General features: G+C 61.9%; 17 protein-coding genes and 1 pseudogene. 5 read left to right on the forward strand and 13 right to left on the reverse strand.

The annotated features are described in order from the left end of the window. Positions 1 to 67 precede the first annotated feature (67 nt). The 4 genes from ACSION_RS04055 to ACSION_RS04070 form a co-directional block, all read right to left on the reverse strand. A complete protein-coding gene (locus ACSION_RS04055) occupies positions 68 to 499 on the reverse strand; it encodes a hypothetical protein (RefSeq protein WP_435304954.1) in 432 nt (143 codons plus the stop codon). Continuing rightward, positions 499 to 990: a phage holin family protein gene (locus ACSION_RS04060; RefSeq protein ID WP_435304955.1), complete on the reverse strand. Its 492-nt coding sequence runs from the start codon at positions 988 to 990 to the stop codon at positions 499 to 501. Before ACSION_RS04060 ends, ACSION_RS04055 begins: the two co-directional genes overlap by 1 nt. A 9-nt stretch (positions 991 to 999) precedes the next feature. Then, positions 1,000 to 1,371 (reverse strand): hypothetical protein, encoded by a 372-nt coding sequence (locus ACSION_RS04065; RefSeq protein ID WP_435304956.1) that lies wholly within the window; start codon positions 1,369 to 1,371, stop codon positions 1,000 to 1,002. 78 nt (positions 1,372 to 1,449) lie between these two features. Continuing rightward, a complete protein-coding gene (locus ACSION_RS04070) occupies positions 1,450 to 2,913 on the reverse strand; it encodes a Do family serine endopeptidase (RefSeq protein ID WP_435304957.1) in 1,464 nt (487 codons plus the stop codon). A gap of 581 nt (positions 2,914 to 3,494) precedes the next feature. Here ACSION_RS04070 and ACSION_RS04075 point away from each other — a divergent pair. The 3 genes from ACSION_RS04075 (at position 3,495) to ACSION_RS04085 (ending at position 7,290) form a co-directional block, all read left to right on the forward strand. After that, a complete protein-coding gene (locus tag ACSION_RS04075; protein WP_435304958.1) occupies positions 3,495 to 5,645 on the forward strand; it encodes an adenosylcobalamin-dependent ribonucleoside-diphosphate reductase in 2,151 nt (716 codons plus the stop codon). A 144-nt stretch (positions 5,646 to 5,789) separates the two neighbouring features. After that, positions 5,790 to 6,365 carry a hypothetical protein gene (locus tag ACSION_RS04080; protein ID WP_435304959.1) on the forward strand — a complete coding sequence of 192 codons (576 nt, stop codon included), beginning with the start codon at positions 5,790 to 5,792 and terminating at the stop codon, positions 6,363 to 6,365. Positions 6,366 to 6,489: 124 nt separating this feature from the next. Then, on the forward strand, positions 6,490 to 7,290 hold the full coding sequence (locus ACSION_RS04085) for an NrdJb (protein WP_093489984.1): 801 nt from the start codon (positions 6,490 to 6,492) through the stop codon (positions 7,288 to 7,290). A 777-nt stretch (positions 7,291 to 8,067) separates the two neighbouring features. On the opposite strand, the gene ACSION_RS04090 is transcribed toward ACSION_RS04085, so the two are convergent. Then, the gene (locus ACSION_RS04090; protein ID WP_435304960.1) at positions 8,068 to 9,564 is read right to left on the reverse strand and encodes a nitrilase-related carbon-nitrogen hydrolase; all 1,497 of its coding nucleotides are present in this window, start codon (positions 9,562 to 9,564) and stop codon (positions 8,068 to 8,070) included. 83 nt (positions 9,565 to 9,647) lie between these two features. On the opposite strand from ACSION_RS04090, the gene ACSION_RS04095 reads away from it, so the two are divergent. Further along, positions 9,648 to 10,214, forward strand: a complete 567-nt coding sequence (locus ACSION_RS04095; RefSeq protein WP_435304961.1) for a PadR family transcriptional regulator — start codon at positions 9,648 to 9,650, stop codon at positions 10,212 to 10,214. After that, a complete protein-coding gene (locus ACSION_RS04100; RefSeq protein WP_435304962.1) occupies positions 10,211 to 10,651 on the forward strand; it encodes an NUDIX hydrolase in 441 nt (146 codons plus the stop codon). The genes ACSION_RS04095 and ACSION_RS04100 overlap by 4 nt, the downstream gene beginning before the upstream one ends. Before the next feature lie 324 nt (positions 10,652 to 10,975). On the opposite strand, the pseudogene ACSION_RS04105 reads toward ACSION_RS04100, so the two are convergent. The 8 genes and pseudogenes from ACSION_RS04105 to ACSION_RS04140 all read right to left on the reverse strand — a co-directional run. After that, positions 10,976 to 11,272 (reverse strand): annotated as a pseudogene (locus tag ACSION_RS04105) (hypothetical protein); the annotation flags it as partial. A gap of 1,112 nt (positions 11,273 to 12,384) precedes the next feature. Continuing rightward, positions 12,385 to 13,494 carry an acyltransferase family protein gene (locus tag ACSION_RS04110; protein WP_435304963.1) on the reverse strand — a complete coding sequence of 370 codons (1,110 nt, stop codon included), beginning with the start codon at positions 13,492 to 13,494 and terminating at the stop codon, positions 12,385 to 12,387. A gap of 37 nt (positions 13,495 to 13,531) precedes the next feature. Continuing rightward, complete coding sequence (locus ACSION_RS04115; RefSeq protein WP_435304964.1) at positions 13,532 to 14,218, reverse strand: ABC-2 transporter permease; 687 nt, start codon at positions 14,216 to 14,218, stop codon at positions 13,532 to 13,534. Further along, complete coding sequence (locus tag ACSION_RS04120) at positions 14,215 to 15,099, reverse strand: ABC transporter ATP-binding protein (protein WP_435304965.1); 885 nt, start codon at positions 15,097 to 15,099, stop codon at positions 14,215 to 14,217. Before ACSION_RS04120 ends, ACSION_RS04115 begins: the two co-directional genes overlap by 4 nt. A gap of 20 nt (positions 15,100 to 15,119) precedes the next feature. After that, on the reverse strand, positions 15,120 to 15,482 hold the full coding sequence (locus tag ACSION_RS04125; RefSeq protein ID WP_435304966.1) for a GntR family transcriptional regulator: 363 nt from the start codon (positions 15,480 to 15,482) through the stop codon (positions 15,120 to 15,122). A 413-nt stretch (positions 15,483 to 15,895) separates the two neighbouring features. Then, complete coding sequence (locus tag ACSION_RS04130; protein ID WP_435304967.1) at positions 15,896 to 18,925, reverse strand: type I restriction endonuclease subunit R; 3,030 nt, start codon at positions 18,923 to 18,925, stop codon at positions 15,896 to 15,898. 13 nt (positions 18,926 to 18,938) lie between these two features. Next, complete coding sequence (locus ACSION_RS04135; RefSeq protein WP_435304968.1) at positions 18,939 to 19,463, reverse strand: DUF4411 family protein; 525 nt, start codon at positions 19,461 to 19,463, stop codon at positions 18,939 to 18,941. Continuing rightward, positions 19,463 to 20,620 (reverse strand): ImmA/IrrE family metallo-endopeptidase, encoded by a 1,158-nt coding sequence (locus ACSION_RS04140; protein WP_435304969.1) that lies wholly within the window; start codon positions 20,618 to 20,620, stop codon positions 19,463 to 19,465. Before ACSION_RS04140 ends, ACSION_RS04135 begins: the two co-directional genes overlap by 1 nt. Positions 20,621 to 20,652: the final 32 nt, after the last annotated feature.

Consider the following 20,652-nt stretch of genomic DNA (forward strand, 5'->3'; position numbering starts at 1 on the left):
AGGCGGCGCGCGGCAGGGCGGATGGAAAAGCTCGCGACTTACGTCGCTCCCACAGGTGGGGTTGCTTTCAGCGTTCGGACAGCTCGGTGGCGGCTTCGGCCGGGCGGGGTGCGGTGACGACGATGTCGTCGTCCTCGAACGCCTCGTCGACCAGCGGCTCTTCGGCCTCGGCCATGCCCTCGGCCTGGTCCTGCACGTCCTGCGCGGTGTCGGCGGCCTGTTCCGCTTGTTCGGCGGCGGCGGCCGCTTGCGCGGTGGCCAGCAGGCTGGAGACCGCGCTGAACATCTGCATCCAGCGTGCGCCGGTCAGCGTGCGCAGCGGTTCGGCGCGGCCCACCAGGAAGCCGCTGACCACGCCGGCGATCAGGATGCGCCCCGGCGTCCAGCCTTCGAGCCAGGCCTGCTTGAGCGTGGTCCACTGGGTCTGCGTGTGCGTCGCACGCAGCTCCACCCGCTGTTCCGCGCGCTGCACGTGCTGCAGGAGTTTCTCGAAGCGCATCAGGCGCCTCCGTTGTCCGACGCGCGCGGGTCGTGCGCGGTGCCGGCGGCGGGCGGGTCGTCGTCGATCGCCGCGTCCTCGTCGAAGAGGCCCAGCTTCGACAGCTGCCGCCGCGTGGCGTGCATGCCGGTGTAGTCGAAGTAGCGGCCCACTTTCCACACCGCGAACGCGGTGACGGCCAGGCTCAGCAGCGCGGCGATCGACAACGACTGGAACCACGACAAACCGAAGCGCTGCATCAGCGCGATCAGCGCGCCGGTCACCAGCAGCCAGGCCGATGCACCGAACACGATCGCCACGCCGGCCCACGCCAGCGCGCGGCCGAAGGCGCTGCGCGCCAGCGCGAAGTCGGCCGACACCAGCCCGCGCAGCGCGCGTCCGGTGTCCTTGGCCGAGCCATACGCAGCACGGCCCGCCGCACCGACCTCTTTCAGGGTATCGGCGAGGTCGGGCGGTGCGGGTGCGTCGGTGTCGCGGGGCGCGTCGGACACGCGGCGGGCTTACTTGTCGCCGCCGCTGCGCGCCAGCTTGGCGATGATCCAGCCGGCGGCGAAGGCCACGCCGAACGAGGCCAGCGGACGTTCGCGGATCAGGTCGGCGGCGCTGTCGATCAGGTCGCGGCCCTTGTCCATCAGCGCATCGACCTGCTCGCGCGCGGCGCCGCCACCGGCTTCGGCCGCGGCGATGCCGGACAGCGCGCTGTCGGCCAGTTCGGATTTGACGTTCGCCTTGCCCAGGCGCAGCTCGTCGCCCGCGGCGCTGGCGGCACCCTTGATCGCTTCGCCGGCGGCGGCCGCGGCGGAGGCGAGGTGCGAACCGGCTTCGCCCAGGTTGGACTTCAATGCATCGGTATTCGTCGGCATGGTCATCATGTGCTCCTGCGGGCGGGGGATGGGGCCACTCTAATGCACGGCGGTGAACGGGCTGTTATCCCGTCCACCGCGCGCGCTTCACTGCATCAGCACGCGACCGGTGCCGCGTCCGCGCAGGATCTGCAGCACCAATTGCGGCGGCGAGCGCTCGAAGGTCGCACGGAAGCCGGGCAGGTCGCCGAACTCGCCGCTGCTGCTGGCCACGATCACGTCGCCCGGACGCAGGCCGCTCTTCCATGCGCGGCTGTCGCGCGCCACGTTGCTGACCTGCACGCCGCCGTTGGCGCCCTGGCTGCGCAGCACCTGCCGCGCGGACTCGTCCAGTTCCTTCAGCGTCGCGCCGGTCAGGCGTGCGTCGATCGTCGTGCCGTCGGCCGAGCGCGCGCCTTCCTTCAACGCCACGTTGAGCTGCACCGGTTTGCCATCGCGGCGCACGTCCAGCGCCACGCGCGTGCCGACCGGCTGCAGGCCTTCGAAGTTGTGCAGGGCCGCGCGGTTGTCGATGCGCTGGCCGTTGGCGGCGGTCACCACGTCGCCGGGCTGCAGGCCGGCGGTGGCCGCGGCCGAGCCGGGATACACGCGGGTGACCAGCGCGCCGCGCGGCGCGTCCAGGCCCAGGCCGCGCGCGGTGCGCTCGTCCACGTCCTGCGATTCCACGCCGAAGGTGCCGCGCTTGACCACGCCGCCGTTGGCGATCAGCTGCTCCATGATCCCGCGCGCCATGTTGATCGGGATCGCGAAGCCCAGGCCGATGTTGCCGGCCATGCTGCCGCGCGGGTTGAAGCTGGCGGTGTTGATGCCCACCAGCCGGCCCTGCAGGTCGACCAGCGCACCGCCGGAGTTGCCCGGGTTGATCGAGGCGTCGGTCTGGATGAAATTCTGGTAGCCCGCCACCGGGATGCCGCTGCGGCCCACCGCCGAGACGATGCCCGAGGTGACCGTCTGGCCCAACCCGTATGGGTTGCCCATCGCCACCACGAAGTCGCCCACCTGCAGCTGGTCGCTGTCGGCCATCTGCACCGCGGTCAGGCCCTGGGTGGGGATGCGGATCAGCGCGACGTCGGTGTCCGGGTCGGAGCCGATGAATTCGGCTTCCACCTGGCGGCCGTCGCTGAGGGTCACCGACACGCCGTCGGCGTTCTCCACCACGTGGTGGTTGGTCAGCACGTAGCCGCGCACCGCATCGACGATCACGCCCGAGCCCAGCGCGCGCTCCACCCGCTCGCGCGGCATGTCCGGGATGCCGAAGATCCGCCGGAACACCGGGTCGTCGCCGAACGGCCCCAGCGGGCTGGCCACGCGCACGGTCTGCCGGCTGTACACGCTGACCACCGCCGGGGTGACCCGCTTGAGCATCGGTGCCAGCGAGGGCAGCACCTGGCCATCGACGGCGGTGGGCAGGGCGGCGGCGGCCGGGACCGCCGCGGCAACGCTGGGGGCGGCCTGGGCCGGCTGCTGCAGCAGTTCGTTGAGGCCGGTGGCGGCGAAACCGCCGAAGGCGGCGGCAGCGGTCAGGGCGATCAGGGTCGGGAGCGGGCGCATCGCGTTCTTCATGGTCGGTCGGCGGGTCGTCGCATGGATAAGGAAGGAGGAGCCGGGCCCGCACGGGGCGGGGGGCGAACCTGAATGAGTCTGCTGAGGGACCCCTAAACCGGCAATGAAGTTCAGCCGGGGCGGGCCTGGCGCGGGCGGAGATCGGGCCCGGAAAGGGCCGGCGCGCGTGATGACGAACGGTCGCGTGGCGTCATGCAATCTTCATGTCAATCCGGTTGACAGGGGTCACACCCGGGCGTAGTTTGCATGCCTCGTGTGGACACAATATGTTGCGGTCCAGCACGTGGCGGACCCAAGCGATGGTGTTTTCAGGCGGTTTTGCTTGGGAATTCGGGCGCCTTTGGGGATTGGCGCATGAGGGCGAGGGAAGCAGTGGGCGACACGGCGATTTCCAGGTCGGTGGTACGGCCCACTTCCACAATCCGGCAACCCGGGCGGCGCCTCCTGAGCGACTGCCTGCGTCGCCGTCCCCGTCGTCCGGGTCCGCGTTGAGATACAGGGGGTGGGCCCGGCGCCCACCCGGCACAGCCATTACGGGTTCCAGTCGTTTTTAGGAGAACAACAAGACCATGAGTACGGTGCGCCTCGAGGCGATCAAGACGGAACAGCCCACCCTGATCCCCATGCAACCGGCGTCCCAGGACATCTGGGACAAGAAGTACCGGCTGAAGACCAAGCAGGGCGAGGCCCTCGACGCCGACATCGACGGCACCTACCAGCGCGTGGCCCGCGCCCTGGCCGACGCCGAAGCGACCCCGGAGAAGCGTGCCTACTGGTACGAGCGCTTCGTGTGGGCGCTGCGCCGCGGTGCCATCCCGGCCGGCCGCATCACCTCCAACGCCGGCGCCCAGCAGCACAAGCCGGCCACCAGCACGATCAACTGCACCGTCTCCGGCACCATCGAAGACTCGATGGACGGCATCCTGGACAAGGTCCACGAAGCGGGCCTCACCCTGAAGGCTGGCTGCGGCATCGGCTATGAGTTCAGCACGCTGCGCCCGAAGGGCGCCTTCGTCGCCGGCGCCGGTGCGTACACCTCCGGCCCGATGTCCTTCATGGATATCTACGACAAGATGTGCTTCACCGTCTCCAGCGCCGGCGGCCGCCGTGGCGCGCAGATGGGCACGTTCGAGATCTCGCACCCGGACGTGAAGGACTTCATCCGCGCCAAGCGCGAAGACGGCCGCCTGCGCCAGTTCAACCTCTCGCTGCTGATCACCGACGGCTTCATGGAAGCCGTGGACACCGACGCCGACTGGCCGCTGGTGTTCCCGGTGAACATCAAGGAGAAGGGCGACATCGACGTCGAGGACGCCGCCCATGTCGTCTGGCGCGAATGGCCCACCCACAAGAACTACATCGTCCGCGACGACGGCCTGGTGGCCTGCAAGATCTACGGCCACATCCGTGCCCGCCACCTGTGGGACATGATCATGGTCTCGACGTACGACTACGCCGAGCCGGGCTTCATCCTGATCGACCGCGTCAACGAGATGAACAACAACTGGTGGTGCGAGACCATCCGCGCGACCAACCCGTGCGGCGAGCAGCCGCTGCCGCCGTACGGCGCCTGCCTGCTGGGCTCGGTCAACCTGACCACCTTCGTGCGCGATCCTTTCACCGACCAGGCGCGTTTCGACTGGGAGGAATACAAGGAAGTCGTGCGCGTGTTCACCCGCATGCTCGACAACGTGGTCGAAGTGAACGGCCTGCCGCTGCCGCAGCAGCAGGCGGAGATCCTGCGCAAGCGTCGCCACGGCATGGGCTTCCTGGGCCTGGGCAGCACGCTGACCATGCTCAAGCACAAGTACGGCAGCGCCGAATCCTGCGAGTTCACCGAAGCCATCGCCCGCGAAATGGCCGTGGCCGGTTGGGAAATGGGCCTGGCCCTGGCGAAGGAAAAGGGCGCCGCCCCGATCATGGACGAGCTGTTCACCGTCACCGCCGCCATGCTGCGCCAGCGCCCGGAAATGGCGAAGGACGGCTGGAAGGCCGGCCAGGAAATCCCCGGCAAGGTGCTGCACGCCAAGTACAGCCGCTACATGCAGCGCGTGGCCGAAGTGGCGCCTGACCTGGTGGACGAGCTGGCCGAAGTCGGCAGCCGCTTCACCCACCACAGCTCCATCGCGCCCACCGGCACCATCAGCCTGTCGCTGGCCAACAACGCCTCCAACGGCATCGAGCCCTCGTTCGCGCACCACTACAGCCGCAACGTGATCCGCGAAGGCAAGAAGTCGAAGGAAAAGGTCGACGTCTACTCCTACGAGCTGCTGGCCTACCGCGAGCTGGTCAACGCCAACGCCATGCCGTTCTCGGACGATCCGGAAGCCAAGCTGCCCGATTACTTCATCGCCGCCGACGACATCAGCCCGAAGGAGCACGTCGACGTGCAGGCCGCCGCGCAGCGCTGGGTGGACAGCTCCATCTCCAAGACTGCCAACGTGCCCACGGACTACCCCTATGAGCAGTTCAAGGACATCTACCGCTACGCCCACCAGCAGGGCCTGAAGGGGTGCACCACGTTCCGCTTCAACCCGGCCGCCTTCCAGGGCGTGCTGGTGAAGGAAGCCGACCTGGAGAACACCACCTACCGCTTCGAGCTGGAAGACGGCAACGTCATCGAGGTCAAGGGCAACGAGCAGATCGAGTACGACGGCGAGATGCACACCGCCGCCAACCTGTTCGATGCGTTGAAGGAAGGCTATTACGGCAAGTTCTGACCGGCGCCTCGCCGGTCCGCGTCCCCTCGCCGCAGGTCGGCGAGGGGAAAGTTGAACCACCGATTCATCCGCTTCACCGTTCCACCCCGCGCCATCGGGTATAGCATCGGCAGCGTCAACCAACCTCGCCCACAGGAGGGCAACATGAGCAACGGTAATGGTGTCACCGCGACGCTTTCCGGCGCCGCCGAAAGCGTGAAGGACAAGGCCGTGGAAATCGGCGAGGCCGTCGCCGCCACCGCCAGCGCGACCGTCACCAAGGCGAAGAAAGCCGCCAAGAAAGCCAGGAAGACGGTGAGCGCCGACATCGCCAAGGCGAAGAAGGCCGTGGCCAAGCGCACCGACAAGGCCGCCAAGGCGGTGAAGAAGACCGTCGCCAAGGCGAAGAAGAAGCTGGCCGCCGCCAGCACCGCCGCCAAGGCCGAAGCCGCCAGCCTGCAGAAGAAGGTCACCGGCAAGAAGCCCGCCAAGAAGACGGCGAAGAAGGCAGCGAAGAAGGCCACCAAGAAGACGGCCGCCAAGAAGGCGGTGAAGAAGGTCGCCAAGAAGGCCGCCGCCAAGAAGGCGCCGGCGAAGAAGGCCGCCAAGAAAGCCGTGAAGAAGGTCGCCCGCAAGGCGCCCGCGAAGAAGGCGGCGAAGAAAGCCGCCCCGAAGAAAGCGGCCAAGAAGGCCGTGAAGAAAGCCCCGAGGAAAGCCGCGAAAAAAGCGGCCCGTAAGTAAGACCTGATGCTTCACCCCACCTCCCCCGGATCCGGGGGAGGGTTGGGGCGGGAGCCGGCCCGGAAGGCCATCGCCCCGCCCGTCGTCGTCACCATCAACAAGACAAGAACAGGATTCCACCGTCATGGCCGTCAAGATCGACAAGAAAATCAAGGGCTACAGCGTGCTCACCCCGGAAGACAAGGCGCGCGAAGCCGCAGCGCCGGTCGCCACCGCGTCGGTGCCGCGCGAGACGGTGGAAAAGGAAACCCCGCAGGACAACATCATCCAGATGCACGAGCGCATCGAGCGCCCGGAAGTCCTGATCGGCAGCACCTACAAGATCAAGTCGCCGCTGGTCGAGCACGCCATGTACGTGACCATCAACGACATCGTGCTCAACGCCGGCACGGAGCACGAGCTGCGCCGTCCGTTCGAGATCTTCGTCAACAGCAAGTCCATGGAGCACTTCCAGTGGATCGTCGCGCTGACGCGCATCATGTCGGCGGTGTTCCGCAAGGGCGGCGACGTGACGTTCCTGGTGGACGAGATGAAGGCCGTGTTCGATCCGCGCGGGGGTTACTTCAAGGCCGGTGGCGTGTACATGCCGTCGCTGGTGGCCGAGCTGGGCGCCATCGTCGAAGAGCACATGAAGTCGATCGGCCTGATCCACGACCCGGAAATGAGCGCCCACCAGCGCGCCATCCTGGCCGAGAAGCGCAAGCAGTACGAAGACCGCGCAAAAAAAAACTTTGACGTAAGCGAAACCGTGACCGCTGCACCGGCCGCGCCCGCTCAGGGCGCCGCCGAGGACATCGCCGTCACCGGCGATGGCGCCAGCTTCCCGCCCTCTGCAACCCTCTGCCACAAGTGCAGCACCAAGGCCCTCGTCATCATGGACGGGTGCGCGACGTGTTTGAACTGTGGTTATAGCAAGTGCGGATAAATCATGTCCCGCGGAGGGCGGATTAAGTGTGGGGAGACTGAATTCCTGCAAGGTCGGATCGGAATTCGTGCAAGTTGAGCTCGAATTTCCTGCAAGCATGAGGTCTTGTCGTGCCGATGCGCCCTCCGAAAGGGTTCATCACAGTGTGCTGGAACGACTGATTGGCCAGTCCACATGAACGCCCCACCGGGGCGTTCATTGTTTTGGTGCAGGGCAATGTAGAGCTGTATGCGCGTCGAGGCTGCTGCATCTGTGCGTGCGGAGGCAGTCCCGCACACCAAGCACGCGAATTCGGTGTGGGAAGTGGGAATAAAGGAAACTTGCGCGCGAGAAGAGGAAACCTCGATCACGAAAAGAGGAAACCACTGATTCCACTTGAGAATTCTGCCTGCTAGCCTTAAGGGTGAACCCACTTATCGATGCCGCGCCCAACATGGCGCTGGCCGCGATGGAGTACAGGCGCACCGCGATCCACACCCAGCCGTTCGGTGGCTAGTGCTTGGCGAGATAAGCAAACGAAAGCCAGATGCAGGTTACGGAAGCAATCATCGTCATGTGGACATGCATGCTGAGCGCCGAAAAGTTGCCAAGCTTTTCAGTCGCTCTTCGATGTCAAACCCTTTTGCCGCGGGATGAAAGGCCATGACGGCGGCGCCAACAATGCCAGCGATAGTGAGGGCAATTTCGGGTCACTGTTCGGCGGTTCGGTGCTGCGAAATGTCGTTCATTGGGTCATCCATGCAAGCGTAGGTGCGAGTCGGTCTTGACGCCTGAACGTCATACCGACGCTGCCGGTCTGGATCTGCTGCCCCGAAAGCGCTTTACCAATACCGCCAGCGAGAGTAAGACGGTCAGCAGCAGGCAGACCATAGCGAACGCGTCACCTGCCATAGAATAGAGCGTGGCTCGCGAACGGACCGGTAGCCGTACAAACGCTGCGCCTCCCGGCGCATCGAACGAATTGACTTCCTTGAGCACCGCCCCCGTCGAATCGGCTATCAGCGATAGCCCGTTGCTGGTTGCGCGAACGACAGAAAATCCGTTCTCGATCGCACGGAAGCGCGTCATCTGACCATGCAGTGGCGTGATCGCCTGCCAGTCGTTGGCGGGGATGGCGAGCACGTCGACACCGCGCTGCTTGGCCTGCTGCACAAGCATCGGGAAGTCGGCGTCGAAGCAGATGATGACACCAATCCTACCGAACGGCGTGTCCAGCGTCCGGATCACGCCATCACCTGCCTCTATCGGCTCTCCGGGCACTGGAATGGCCTTGTGGTACTCGAAAGCCAACTCGCCCGACGGGGTGAAAACTAATGCCTTGTTGTCCATCGGCACATCTGGGTCGGCCGGCACGCTTGCGGCACCCGCGATCAGGTAGACGTGGTGCTTGCGGACGAAATCGCGTGCCCTCTCGATGAACTCCTTCTCCAGAGCGGCATCGTATTGCGCCGCGGCCTCGGGCCAAACCACCAGCCCCGCGCCGTGCTGCGCCGCCGCGGACGCGTGGGCGAACAATGCATCCCAGCGCTTTCGTGCCCCCGCATCTCGGCAGATGCGGTCTTCGCGGGCGGCACAGCCTTCGAAGAACTTGTCCGGCAGACCTTCGGGTGTGGCGAGCGCGGCGACGCCGATGTCCGCCGAAGGGGCAGGCGCGATTGCAATCCGAATCATGCCGAACCCGATCACAGCCACAAATGCAGTGGCGAACGTGGCGACAGTGGGACCGTTACCCGGAAGGCGGGGCGGAATCCACCCCTGCATCGCGCTGGCGCACCAGAACACCATGAACGTCACGCCCCAGATGCCTGTCAACGACGCGAACTGCGTCAGCGCGGAAAAGTCGGCCTGCACGTAGCCATCGACGCCCCATGTGCCGAACGGACTTCCGACCGAGAGCACGTACAGCAGCGCCACGCTCGCCGATGGGAAGACGAGCGATCCGACGACCGCACCGAGGTGTGGTGCCAGCAAGCGGTGGCCTAGATAGGGCAAGGCGCCGAGCACGCCTGAGATCGCACAGGTGATCAGGAACTCAGTCTGCGGCACAGGAATCACTCCACGTAGCGTGACATACGATGCGATCGTTACCGCCAGCACGAGTAGGCCGTAGCCGACACTCGGTCGGCTGGTCATGACAAACCGCAGCAACAGCAGTGGCGCGATCCAGGCCGCGGCGACGTGTGCCGTCACCCCATTGGCGAAGCACAGGGCGAGGGCGCCAGCTAACAAGCAGATCCAGCGACCGCGCGTGGCGATGGTGGTGTAGGTATTCATTGAGGAGTTTCATTATGCAACGTGGTGCATATAACTTAACATTCCGATCGACTTGTATGCAACAATGTTCATAAGGAGCCCCTATGTCGCTGAAGATGTTGATCCTGGCCATCGTTGAGGCGAAGCCAGCCACGGGCTATGAGATCACCAAGGAATTCGACGCTGTTGCCGGCTATTTCTGGCGGGCCAGCCATCAGCAGGTCTATCGGGAACTGGCGACGCTGACTGAGGACGGTTGGCTGCGGTTTCGGGAAGTCAGCCAGCAGGCGCGGCCCGACAAGAAGATCTATGCGATCACCGCTGCCGGTCGGCGCGCATTCGCGCATTGGTTCTCGCAACCACAGGAGATCCCGCGGATCAACGACCCTCTGATGGTGAAGATGTTCGCCGGGGAGTTTGGCGGCGTTGACACTCTGCTGGACCAGATCGCCGCGGAACGTGCAGCACGGACGGCGCGTCTAGCCATGCTCGAGTCGGTCGAACGTGAGCACTACACCGAAGACGTGGCCGACATGCCCCGATGGAAGCAGCTTATTTACCAGATCATGCGCTGGGGCATGGCGCGAGAGCGTGCGTGGCTGCATTGGGCGACCGAGACTGAAACTTTGCTAGGGCCGCAACGAGACTCCCGCCAGGGGACGCCCACGTGACGCCGAACAAGGTTTGTCCCGTGGTGATGCGATGCCAGGACGGTCTCGCCGAGATCTTGGCCTTTCGCCATCCCAAGGCGGGATTCCAACTGATCAAGGGAACGATAGAGCCGGGCGAAGCTCCGGAGATTGCTGCCCTCCGGGAACTCGCGGAGGAGTCGGGCATCAATGACGCCGTTGTCGGCCGCGAGCTTGGCCTATGGCTGTCGGGCCACGAGGGCCAAGTATGGTGGATGGCGGTCGTCGAGCCAGCAGCACCGTTGCCCGACACCTGGAGCCATCATGCGCCTGACGATGGCGGCATGGAACTTTTCTTCTTCTGGCAGCCGCTTCACGTTAGCCTCGGTCCAGGTTGGCATCCGGTATTCGAAAGAGCAATTGCGTTCGTAAGCAAGTTACGTTCCAGCAATGAGTGGCGCAGAAAATCATTGTTGTAGCCGCTCCCACGTGAGGTCGATGACTGCAACATGCTTCTAGAATCCGCTTGGCCAGCGGTTAGCTTCCATGGCTTCTAACGATTGAGTTAAGTGGAGTCGCGAAGCGGCGTCGGCATTAATGAGCTATTAGCTCTCGCTCACGACAAAAGTGAGTTCCATTTTTTGATGGAATGGAACCTTATTCCACTGATCCAGCAAGAGCAGTGCGTCGCGGTACAAAGCCTCTGGAGCGTTGCTGGAGAACTCGAAGACTGGCTTGTTGCGCGAGTTGCTTGCCATGAGAACTGCCTGCAGGAAGGATTCACGATCAAATGCGCCACCCCAGAGTTGAGTTTGCAGCGCTTCTACAATAGCTTCGACCTGGACTGCCTCTGTTTCAACGGACAGGTTGGTTGGATCATGGGCGGCCTGCATGACAAAGCCTGCATCGGAACCGCCCGCAACGAGGCTCAAGAAGCCGTGCTTTAACGGTAGTGCCGATTCGACCACGTAGTGAACAAGGTCATGTGGTAGCGTGCCTTGACGCGGCATAGCGCAGTGGGTCTCACTCCCGTCCGAGCGGATGAATCGTAGGCGATCAAGCTTGTCGTTCTTTCCGAGCTTTTCTGCGAGTAGCTTCATAGGGGCGTCATTGTCCGGGTTGGGCCTGCCCGCGAATGGGGCGTTTCACTATGCTGTGATCGGAGATAGCTTCTGCGCGACAAACCGTTGCGACATGCAACGAAGGTGCTCAACCCTGTAAAGGGCCGCTCGCGTTTGGTGCATTGAAAGAATGCGAAAGTGGGATGCGTGCGGCACGAAGTGGTGTGGATGTTGCGAGGCTACGAAAGGTGTTGCAATCGGTGAAATAGTTCGTGTTGTCGACCGCCCGAGCACATTAGTGCGATTCGCCACATTGACCAGACCGCAGAAATGTCAAGATGATAGCGTTGATCTTTGACTTCAGATCGGCAGGACCATAATCGTTCAAGTCGTTGTGACGGGCGCCGGCGATGGTTGTAATGCAAGTGCGTGTGCCCACTTCCTGGGTGGCAGGTAGTACCCCTGAATCTGCCGAGTAGTCGCTGCCACGAATAGAAAGCAACTTGATCGAAGATGTTCGGGGGAGTGGATACCTGCGATTGTCGAGCGTGATCAGCGTTGAGGCGAGCGTGGGCGACTCCTGTAAAGCAAGTGCCGAGAGATCTCCGCCATTGGAGTGACCAATGAGAACCAAGCTTGGCCAGCTAAATCTGGGGTAAGAATGAGATAGGGTGTCACGCACAAATCGAATGTTCTGGGCTCCCCGCTGCCACATTGGAGTGCGATTTTCGATTAGATCTCCGGTCTTGTTTATGGCGGGATCAGATGGCAAGTCATGTTGGATAGACACGACCAGATAGCCAGTTTCTGTTAAAGAATTTGCAATGAACGAGTAGTCAGTGTGACGAAGTCCGTAGCCTTGACTGATGAAAGCCACGGGGCAGGGGCTTCTGCGTGTGCAGATTTGATGTGTCGGAAAATAGAGCTTGATCGGGATATGTCTATCGCGGCTTGCATCCAGAAGATCTACAGCAGTTCTGGAGGTTGGGCTATATGAGGCACTCGTAGCGCAGCCAGTCAGAACGGCTATCGCACCTATTGCAAGTAGTTTCATTATTGTTCCATGTGGCGCATAAAGCCTGAATCTATGTCCGCCTAATGTGTGCAATTTTCTCTGCTAGCTCGGCGGTATGCGCCATTCGCGCTAGCAATCATGCGCGTGGTCGATGACCATTGAGCAGCGTGCCGACCATGGTGTGGCGGACTAAAAGTTGGTAGCTTGCCAGTGAGGCTGCAGATGTAACCAGTACGGCGATCGCGAACTTCGCCGTCCAGTGCAGCGGCAGGTCGAGCAACCGGTACTGGATGGCGAACAGCAGCGGCAGGTGCACCAAGTAGACCCAGTACGAGGCGTCGGCGAGCCAGCGCATCGTCGCCTGTTTCCTGTCCAGCCAGCGCTTGCCAGCAAGCAAGCACCACAAAGTCATCCACAGGCCCGCCGCAGCTTCGAGCAAGGCATAAAGTGCAGACTGTATGGGTGATGTCACACGCGCGCCGAAGAAACCTTCCGTCATCACGAACAGCGCCGCATACGCCGCCAGTGCGCTCACCAGCAGTGCCGGAGCAAGCGCGCTCATGCGGTTGATCATCGCTGGTCGATGAAGCATCTGGTAGCCCAACGCGAAGTACAGGCCGAAGAACGCCAGCGCCCAAAGCGAGGGCAACAGGAATTCAGGCGCTGGCCACGGGATGGTGGTGCTAGCTAGCGATATGGCCAGCGGCAAGGGCAGCAGCAGGGCAAGTGCAGCCGGTGGCAACGCGAAGATCCGCTCGCCGATGCGCCGCAGGCCGAGTGCGGAACCGACCCAGAGCAGAACGGTGAACAGCATCAAGTAGAACAGGAACCATAGATGCGCCCAGCTTGGCATCGACGGCATCTCGCCGTGTTGATCAACCCATGTGCGCAACCAAGTCAGCATGGGTGATGGATGCGCCACGTTGGCAACTGCGTTTGCCGTCAACCACTGCATACTGATCAGGACCAACGGCAGGAATAGCATCAGTGGCAGCAGCACACGCAAACTGCGATTGCGGAACAGTCCGCCAATGCCGCGGCGCGCCACCAGCAGTGCCGTGAAGAAGCCAGCGACGACAAAGAACAGCGGCATCCGGAACAAGTGAAAAAACCAGGCAACGACGTCCACCACCTGCGACTGCCCAGTGTCGGCCAGTGGCCAGACAGGATGCATCAACGGGCTATAGGCCAGCGCAGCATGGAACACCACGCCTGCGAGCATCGCCAACGCGCGCAGGTTGTCCATGTAGTGGAAGCGGTCTCCGGACTGCATCGCTGCGTACTTAGAGAAATGAGGTTTTGCGCGCGTGCACCCATCCGGCGGCGAAGATGGCGATGACGATCAAGGCCAGTTGGCCGCCGATCAGCCCCAGCACCTGCGGACTCCAGACGATGACATCGCCTTTCAGGTGCTCGCGGATGCCGTCCATCCAGGTTACCCAGTAAATGAACGGTCCGATCAGGGTCATCAGCGCCAGCATCGCGAACGTGTTCCAGCCTTCCGAATCCACCGCAATTGCCACGCACAGCGTGACGACAAAATTCACCAGAACAAACAGCGCTATCAGCAGTACCCACGGCACTGCTCCGTCAGGACTTGGTGTGCCCAGGATCATGCCCAACATGCCACCTGTCACGAGCAGGAACGGCACCATGTAGATCACCAAGTTGGCGATCAGCTTGCTCCAGAACACATCCATCGGCGTTACCGGAAGGCTCATCACAAAGGGCTGGGTCTGCTCCTTGCGTTCGGCCATGATCGAGGACGCGATCGCGAACATTCCCACCACGATTAATAGCACTAGAAGCAACAGTCCGCCGGCTGCCGCCAGGAGCGGCGATCCCATGCCGACCAGCCCAAGTGCGAGCAGCAGGCCGGCGACATACCCGGCAAGCTGCTTCTGGTACACCTGCCAATCCTTGACGATGAGCTTGCCGACCGTGGCGGTGTCTGATGCGGACCAGTTCATTCGCTGCGGCTCCCGTGAACGGTGGTGATAAAGATGTCTTCCAATGGCATCGCTTCAACCGACTCCACCGCTAGCCCCAGTCCTTGAAGCGCAGGCACGGTGCCGTCGTCGAATGTACCGGTCTTGATCTCGATGAGCGGGGCGCTGTCGCGCACGCTCGCCACGCCGGCCAAGCGACGAATGGCATCCGTCATGACACCGCGGCAGAGGATTCGGCGCCAGCCATCGAGGAAGAGTTCCTTGTCGCGCGAGGCGATGATCTTGCCGTCCTGTAGGAAGGTGATCGAATCTGCCATCTGCTCGACATCCGCCGTGTTGTGCGAAGAGAACAGTATCGAACGCTCCTCATCACGCAGAACCTCGGCGATGGCATCCAGTACCTCGCCGCGTGCAACGGGGTCGAGTCCGGTAGTCGGCTCGTCCAGCAGCAACAGCTTCGGATGACGTGCGAACAGCAGCAACAGGAGCGCCTTGACCCGTTGCCCATGCGAAAACCCGCCGATCGCCTGTTGCGGCCGTAGGTCGAAGCGCTTGAGCAGATCCTGTGCATAGGCTTCGTCCCAGCGGGGATAGACGCCGCGAATGAAATCCATGTGCCAGCGCATGGTTTGTCCCTTGTACAGGCGCATGTCGTCGGAGGCATAGCCGATCTCGCGCTTCACGGCGACCTGAGATTGAGGAAGGCGTTGGCCGAGTACCTCGACCTCGCCGCCGTCCGCGCGTACCAAGCCCATGAGCAGGCGCAGCAGGGTGGACTTGCCCGCACCGTTCACACCCACCAGACCCATCACTTGGCCGGTCGGCAGTGCCAGATTGATGTCGTGCAATGCAAAGTCGTCGTAGTGCTTGCTAACACCTTTCAATGTGATGGCGTGGATCATGGCGTCGTCCTGCGCTTGGTCTATTCGATGGAAGGCGGGGTTGTATCGTCTTGCGCGGACAGCGCCTGTTCGACCCGGTCGACGATCTCCCGTCGCTCGAGCCCCAGTGTCCTGGCTGCGTCCAACAGCCCTTGCAAAGCCGTTTGAAACTCACTTGTCGCTAGGTTTCGCGTTGCGTCCAGTGCGTCGGCAACGAACGAGCCCTTGCCTTGCCGGGTGACGATGACGCCCGCCCGCTCCAACTCCAGGTAGGCGCGCTTCACGGTGATCACGCTGACCTGGCAGCTGGCCGACAATTCGCGTATCGACGGCAACGGATCGCCAGCCTGCCAGGCGCCGGACATCACCTTGGCCACGATCTGCTCCACGATCTGCGCGTACATCGGCACGCCGGAATACGGGGAGAGGAGTAGGTCGGTGCCCATGCAATGCCGGGTTAACTGTATATAGTGAGTATATACAGATATTTTCGGCTGTCAATGGGATTTCTGCTCGGCATGGCCAGCCAGCAATCTCAATGGGAAGGAATCACAACATCTTGGGTAAACCGCCGCTTGTCCTCACGTCCGCGTCCGCCGATAGCGGCCTGATCATGCAGCCGGTGATCAGGCGGCCGAAGTCTGGTTCGGTGATGACTTTTGCTTAGGCTTACGCAGAAACCTGAACGGGATAGGGGCTGGTTTCCCTTTCTCCCGGCGGTAAGTTTCCGGATTTCCCGCTCGTCGTCGCCTAGATCGCCCGGAATCCGGGGCGTTCGGTTTCCGGTTATCGCCTTTCCCACATTCGGCGGTTTGACCTACGGACCTGTAGGCGGGTGATAGGTCGCCCTGAAGCTGGCATCTGTAAGCCAAGTCTTGAAGCCAGGATTGTCGCTGAACTGCTTGAACAGCTCGATGTGGTCAGCCATCAGCGCCATCACTGCGCTGGACAGCGCCTTGTCGTGCTCAAGCTTTGCATTGGCCTTGTCGGAATTGGCGACGGCATTCTTGTAGGCCTTGTCCTGCGCGACCATCTGCGGGAGGTCTTCGGTGACCACTTTCTTGATTTTGTCGGCATCCTTCCAATCGATGTTACCGAACAGGTCGTTGAATTGCTTGACGATAGTGGAGAGCCTTTCATCGTTGTCACCGTCCCCGCCCAATCCGCCGTAGCCAGATTGATCGGGCACCTCGACCACGGAATCCTCATCCTTCATCGCCAGTTTCAGAGCCGCAAGCTTCTCCGTGCGATAGCTGTCAAGGTCGATGGCCTTCAGTACGTCTTCATCCAAGTCGTCATAACGGGGTGCGGGAAGCTTAGGCAGCAGCAGATCGAGGAAGATGGACAGCTTTTCCCACTCCGGGCGGCCATAGGTCAGTACGGCGGCAAGGAAGCCATAGCTTCGGTTGAAGGTCTTGGCCTTGCCCTTGAATTCGACCTGGCCCTTTTCATCGAGCTTCTTGTATTCCTCGACGCAGGTGTCGAGGATAGAGTCGAGCTTGTCTCGGTCGACGCCAGCAAGGTACAGGCCGACGAACTGCTCAACCTGCTCCCAGGAGTAGACTTGGTTTTCATCCAGCTTGCGCTTGAGGTCGTGCAACTTGTTCGGATCGGTTTCGCCGCTTTGGATGGTGGCGCGGTAATAATCCTGGAACGCAAGCTCGACGGCGGCCTTGTTGTCGGCGAAATCCAGCACGAAAGTGTCGCGCTTCTTAGGGTGGGCGCGGTTGAGGCGCGAAAGCGTTTGCACGGCGACCACGCCACCGAGCGGCTTGTCCACGTACATTGAGTGCAGAAGCGGCTCGTCGAAGCCGGTGGTGAATTTATTGGCGACCACCAAGAGCCGGTAGGGGTCCTTCTTCAGCTTGGCCGGAATGTCCTTGCTGGGAAAGTCATTGATATGTGCCTCGGTCTTCTTCTCTCCGGAAATCTCATGTTCGCCGGAGTAAGCAAGGATGGCCTTGTACGGCGATTTGATTTCCTTCAGATAGTCGGAAATCTCGAAGTAGTAGCGCACCGCACGGTCGATCCCATTGCATACAACCATGCCGCGGGCCTTGCCCCCAATCTTCTGGTTGCCGACGACCTCGTCCAAGAAGTGATCGACCATGATCTCGGCCTTTCGGCGGATGGCCTGGTCGCTGCCTTCGACGTAGCGGCGGATTTTCTTCAGCGCCTTGACCTTGTCGTACAGCGGATCGCCCTCAACGGCCTTGGCGACTTGGTAATAGCTATTGATGGGGGTGTAGTTCTGGATCACGTCCAGAATGAACCCCTCCTCGATGGCCTGCTTGGTGGTGTAGGTGAGTTCTTCCGGTGAACGGAACTTGACTTCATTGCCGTTGACGATCTTTTCGCCGAACAATTCCAGTGTCTTGTGCTTGGGGGTGGCGGTAAATGCGAAGTAGCTGGCGTTCGCCAGCATCCTGCGTGATTCGATAAGTTCGTTGATCTTGTCTTCGGTCGTGGCCTCGGAGGCTTCGTCCTCTTCAGCCTCGCCTGACAACGCCATGTGCATTTTGGCCGTGGTCTTGCCACCTTGGCTGGAGTGCGCTTCGTCGATTAACAGGGCGAACTTACTACCACCCATGTCGCCAAGTTCGTCCAGGACGAAGGGGAACTTCTGTACCGTTGTAATGATGATCTTCTTGCCTCGACGCAGGAAGTCGCGCAACTGTGCGGAGTCATCAGAATGGCCGAGGATCGAGGCTACATGGTCGTAGCCCTTGATGGTCTTGGAGATCTGTGTGTCCAGCGCGGTGCGGTCGGTGATGACCACGATGGAGTCGAACTGTGCGATCGTTGGGTCGGCGCTGGTCTTCAGTTCGACCAGTTGGTGTGCAAGCCATGCGATGGTGTTCGATTTCCCTGAGCCGGCCGAGTGCTGGATCAGGTATCGGCGGCCAACGCCATCGGCCTTGGCCTGGCGCAGCAGGGCTCGCACAGTGCGCAATTGGTGGTAACGAGGGAAGACTTGTTTGCGCTTTTTCTTCTTGCGCCCGTTATCGTCTTCCTCTTCTTCCTCCACGACTTGACTGAAGCTCTCGATGATGTTGGCCAGCGACTCCTTGGTAAGTATGTCCTTCCACAGGTAGTCGGTCTTGATCCCCTGCGGATTGACCGGATTGCCTGCGCCGCTGTTGTGACCCTTGTTAAAGGGCAAAAACCACGAGCCCTTGCCGGTCAGTTGCGGGCAGAACATCGCCTGGGCATCGTCCACCGCAAAGTGGGCGATGCACACGCCGAGCTTGAACAGTGGCTCGTTTGGGTCGCGGGTGGTCTGGTATTGCGTGATCGCATCGGCGACTGTTTGCTTGGTGAGGCTGTTCTTCAGCTCGAAGGTCAGTACCGGCAGACCGTTGATGAAGATGACCATGTCGAGCTCGTTGCCGGAATCGCTGCTGTAACGCACCTGGCGGGTGACGCTGAAGACGTTCTTTTTGAAATTATCCGCCGCCGTGGCGTTGCCGGGCGTGGGTAGCAGCTTGTACATGTCCACATGCGCCGGACCGTGGGCCAGACCCTTGCGCAGCACGTCAACCACGCCGCGTTTGGCGATCTCGCCTTGCAGTCGGTGCAGGAACTGGATGCGCTTGATGCCTTCCTTGTCCAGCTCCAGCAGCTCGACAGTTCTTGCCTGGGTGTCTTCTAGGAAGGCCAGCAGTTTTGCCGTGTCCAACCCGACATCGCGGTTGTAGTCAGTGGGCTTGCCCTGGACATAGCCATTGTGGGAATAGGCGAAGTCGGTCGGTTCCAGCGACGTATTGAAATCCGGCTGCGAATTGCCGGTCAGGCCGCGCACAATCCGCGCCTCGAACCATCGCTCGCTGATATCCGTTTTCCCCATTTGTCCGATCCCCTTAGTTGAACTTGATCTTCAGCCTGCGCAGCATCTCGAATGGATGGATGCACTCCAAACCGAACTGTTTGCAGAGGTTCGGCAGCGGAACTTCCTTCTTCTTGTTCTGATCGAACTGCTCGTGGGTGACGAGTGCCAGCCCGTTAACCTTTGCATAAGCGGCCACCCAGCCATCGGCGTTAGTGGCGAAAATCCGCTTGGCGACATCGTTGTAATGCTTGCTGGCCTGCACCCAGTTCATCATCTCGCCGTAGGCGGCGCCAACCTTGGCATCTTTGGTGCTTGCCCAGAGCGTTCCAGGTGCGGTCTTCTTTGCCCAGTCTTCCAGTGGGTCGCCCTTACCGCCGGCGAGCACTTCGTCTTTCACTCGGTCGATGCTGACCAGTACGCCCGCGTCATGCTGGCCGAGCAAGCTCTTCCAGAAGCCCGGCACGATGTCGAAGGCGTAGTGGTGGCGGTGCGACTGAATGAATACGTTGGCGTCCAGTACGTACTTGCGCTGCACTTCCTTGGCTGCCTGGTCCATCAATCACCCATGCCCAGGTCTTTAGCGAACTTGTCGAAGGTGGCGCCACCGAAGCCGACCAACTGGAAGGCGTCGCGGTACAGCAACCGACCGTCCCGCGCCGCCGAGATGACGGCACGGCCGAAGCGTTCGCCTACGCGCACATGCTGGGTTGAGAAGAAGTCGCCGCCGCCCTTTTGCGCATCCTTCTTCTTGCGTTCGGCCTTGATGTAATCGCGGTAGAAGGCAAGGAAGGTATCGCGGTCGATGTACTTCAGATCCAGCGCACGTCGGGCCGCAACAATCGGGCTGACCTTGAACTGCCTGGCCAGATGGCTGTAGGGATCCGCCGCCAGTTCCGCCGCTTGCCACGCGGCGGGGAATTCCTTGGCGGGGATCAGGAACTCAGCGGCGACCTGATTGCAGAACCTTTCGCTCTTGTTGTTCGCCGGGAGCGTCGCCTCCATACCGGACACTGCATCCAGGCCCAGCCACAGATGCGCCAGTTCGTGCGCCAGTGTAAACATCTGCGCGCTCTTGGCATCGCTGGCGTTGAGGAACACGAGCGGGGCGTACGCGTCGGACAGGGCGAAGCCGCGGAACTCTTCCGGTTCCAGCTTGCGGTGGGTGTTGTTGCCCACCACGCCGTTGAACACGATCAGGATGCCAGCCTGCTGCACGCGGTGGCGCAGCTCCGCCAGTGCCGCTTCCCAGCCGCTCACGCCCTTGGCCCAGCCGGCTTGAAGTGCGAACTGCTTGCGCATGTCCGCCGCCACGGCTTCTGGCTTGTCCTTCAGGCTGAACTTGCCGATGAAAGGTAGCGGTTCCTGTCCCTGTTCGATCAACTCATCGCGCATCCAGTCCTGGCGGCGCTGCATGGTCTGAACGGTGTCCAGTAGCTCGGTGCTGGGTTCGCCCACTGCGCGGTCGCCGACGGTGCGGAAGTCCGGGATGGACAGCTTTTCCTTGAGCGGTTTGCTGAGGAACAGGTGGCCGATGGGGGTGTGGGTGTGCTGGGCCAAGTGCTCGAGCTGACCGAAGGTGAGCTTGCCGGTTTCTTCCCAGCTGCGGACTTTTTCTGGCTTGATCTTCGCCTTTTGCGCAAATTTGTCCACGGCCAAGCCGGCGCGTTCACGCGCCCAGCGCAGCACATCGGGTTGCAGAGCAATGGTGCTCATAGCCGTGGATCAGGTCTGTTGTGGACTACAGT

The sequence above is a fragment of the Pseudoxanthomonas sp. LjRoot125 genome (assembly GCF_964252705.1).
GTDB lineage: Bacteria > Pseudomonadota > Gammaproteobacteria > Xanthomonadales > Xanthomonadaceae > Pseudoxanthomonas_A.

Excerpts from the sequence above, each read along its gene's own strand:
- ACSION_RS04080 (WP_435304959.1), top strand. The coding sequence starts at position 5,790 with ATGAGCAACGGTAATGGTGTCACCGCGACGCTTTCCGGCGCCGCCGAA.
- ACSION_RS04120 (WP_435304965.1), bottom strand. The coding sequence starts at position 15,099 with ATGATCCACGCCATCACATTGAAAGGTGTTAGCAAGCACTACGACGAC.
- ACSION_RS04115 (WP_435304964.1), bottom strand. The coding sequence starts at position 14,218 with ATGAACTGGTCCGCATCAGACACCGCCACGGTCGGCAAGCTCATCGTC.
- ACSION_RS04075 (WP_435304958.1), top strand. The coding sequence starts at position 3,495 with ATGAGTACGGTGCGCCTCGAGGCGATCAAGACGGAACAGCCCACCCTG.
- ACSION_RS04125 (WP_435304966.1), bottom strand. The coding sequence starts at position 15,482 with ATGTACGCGCAGATCGTGGAGCAGATCGTGGCCAAGGTGATGTCCGGC.
- ACSION_RS04070 (WP_435304957.1), bottom strand. The coding sequence starts at position 2,913 with ATGCGCCCGCTCCCGACCCTGATCGCCCTGACCGCTGCCGCCGCCTTC.
- ACSION_RS04110 (WP_435304963.1), bottom strand. The coding sequence starts at position 13,494 with ATGGACAACCTGCGCGCGTTGGCGATGCTCGCAGGCGTGGTGTTCCAT.
- ACSION_RS04135 (WP_435304968.1), bottom strand. The coding sequence starts at position 19,463 with ATGGACCAGGCAGCCAAGGAAGTGCAGCGCAAGTACGTACTGGACGCC.
- ACSION_RS04090 (WP_435304960.1), bottom strand. The coding sequence starts at position 9,564 with ATGAATACCTACACCACCATCGCCACGCGCGGTCGCTGGATCTGCTTG.
- ACSION_RS04085 (WP_093489984.1), top strand. The coding sequence starts at position 6,490 with ATGGCCGTCAAGATCGACAAGAAAATCAAGGGCTACAGCGTGCTCACC.
- ACSION_RS04130 (WP_435304967.1), bottom strand. The coding sequence starts at position 18,925 with ATGGGGAAAACGGATATCAGCGAGCGATGGTTCGAGGCGCGGATTGTG.
- ACSION_RS04140 (WP_435304969.1), bottom strand. The coding sequence starts at position 20,620 with ATGAGCACCATTGCTCTGCAACCCGATGTGCTGCGCTGGGCGCGTGAA.
- ACSION_RS04065 (WP_435304956.1), bottom strand. The coding sequence starts at position 1,371 with ATGATGACCATGCCGACGAATACCGATGCATTGAAGTCCAACCTGGGC.
- ACSION_RS04055 (WP_435304954.1), bottom strand. The coding sequence starts at position 499 with ATGCGCTTCGAGAAACTCCTGCAGCACGTGCAGCGCGCGGAACAGCGG.
- ACSION_RS04095 (WP_435304961.1), top strand. The coding sequence starts at position 9,648 with ATGTCGCTGAAGATGTTGATCCTGGCCATCGTTGAGGCGAAGCCAGCC.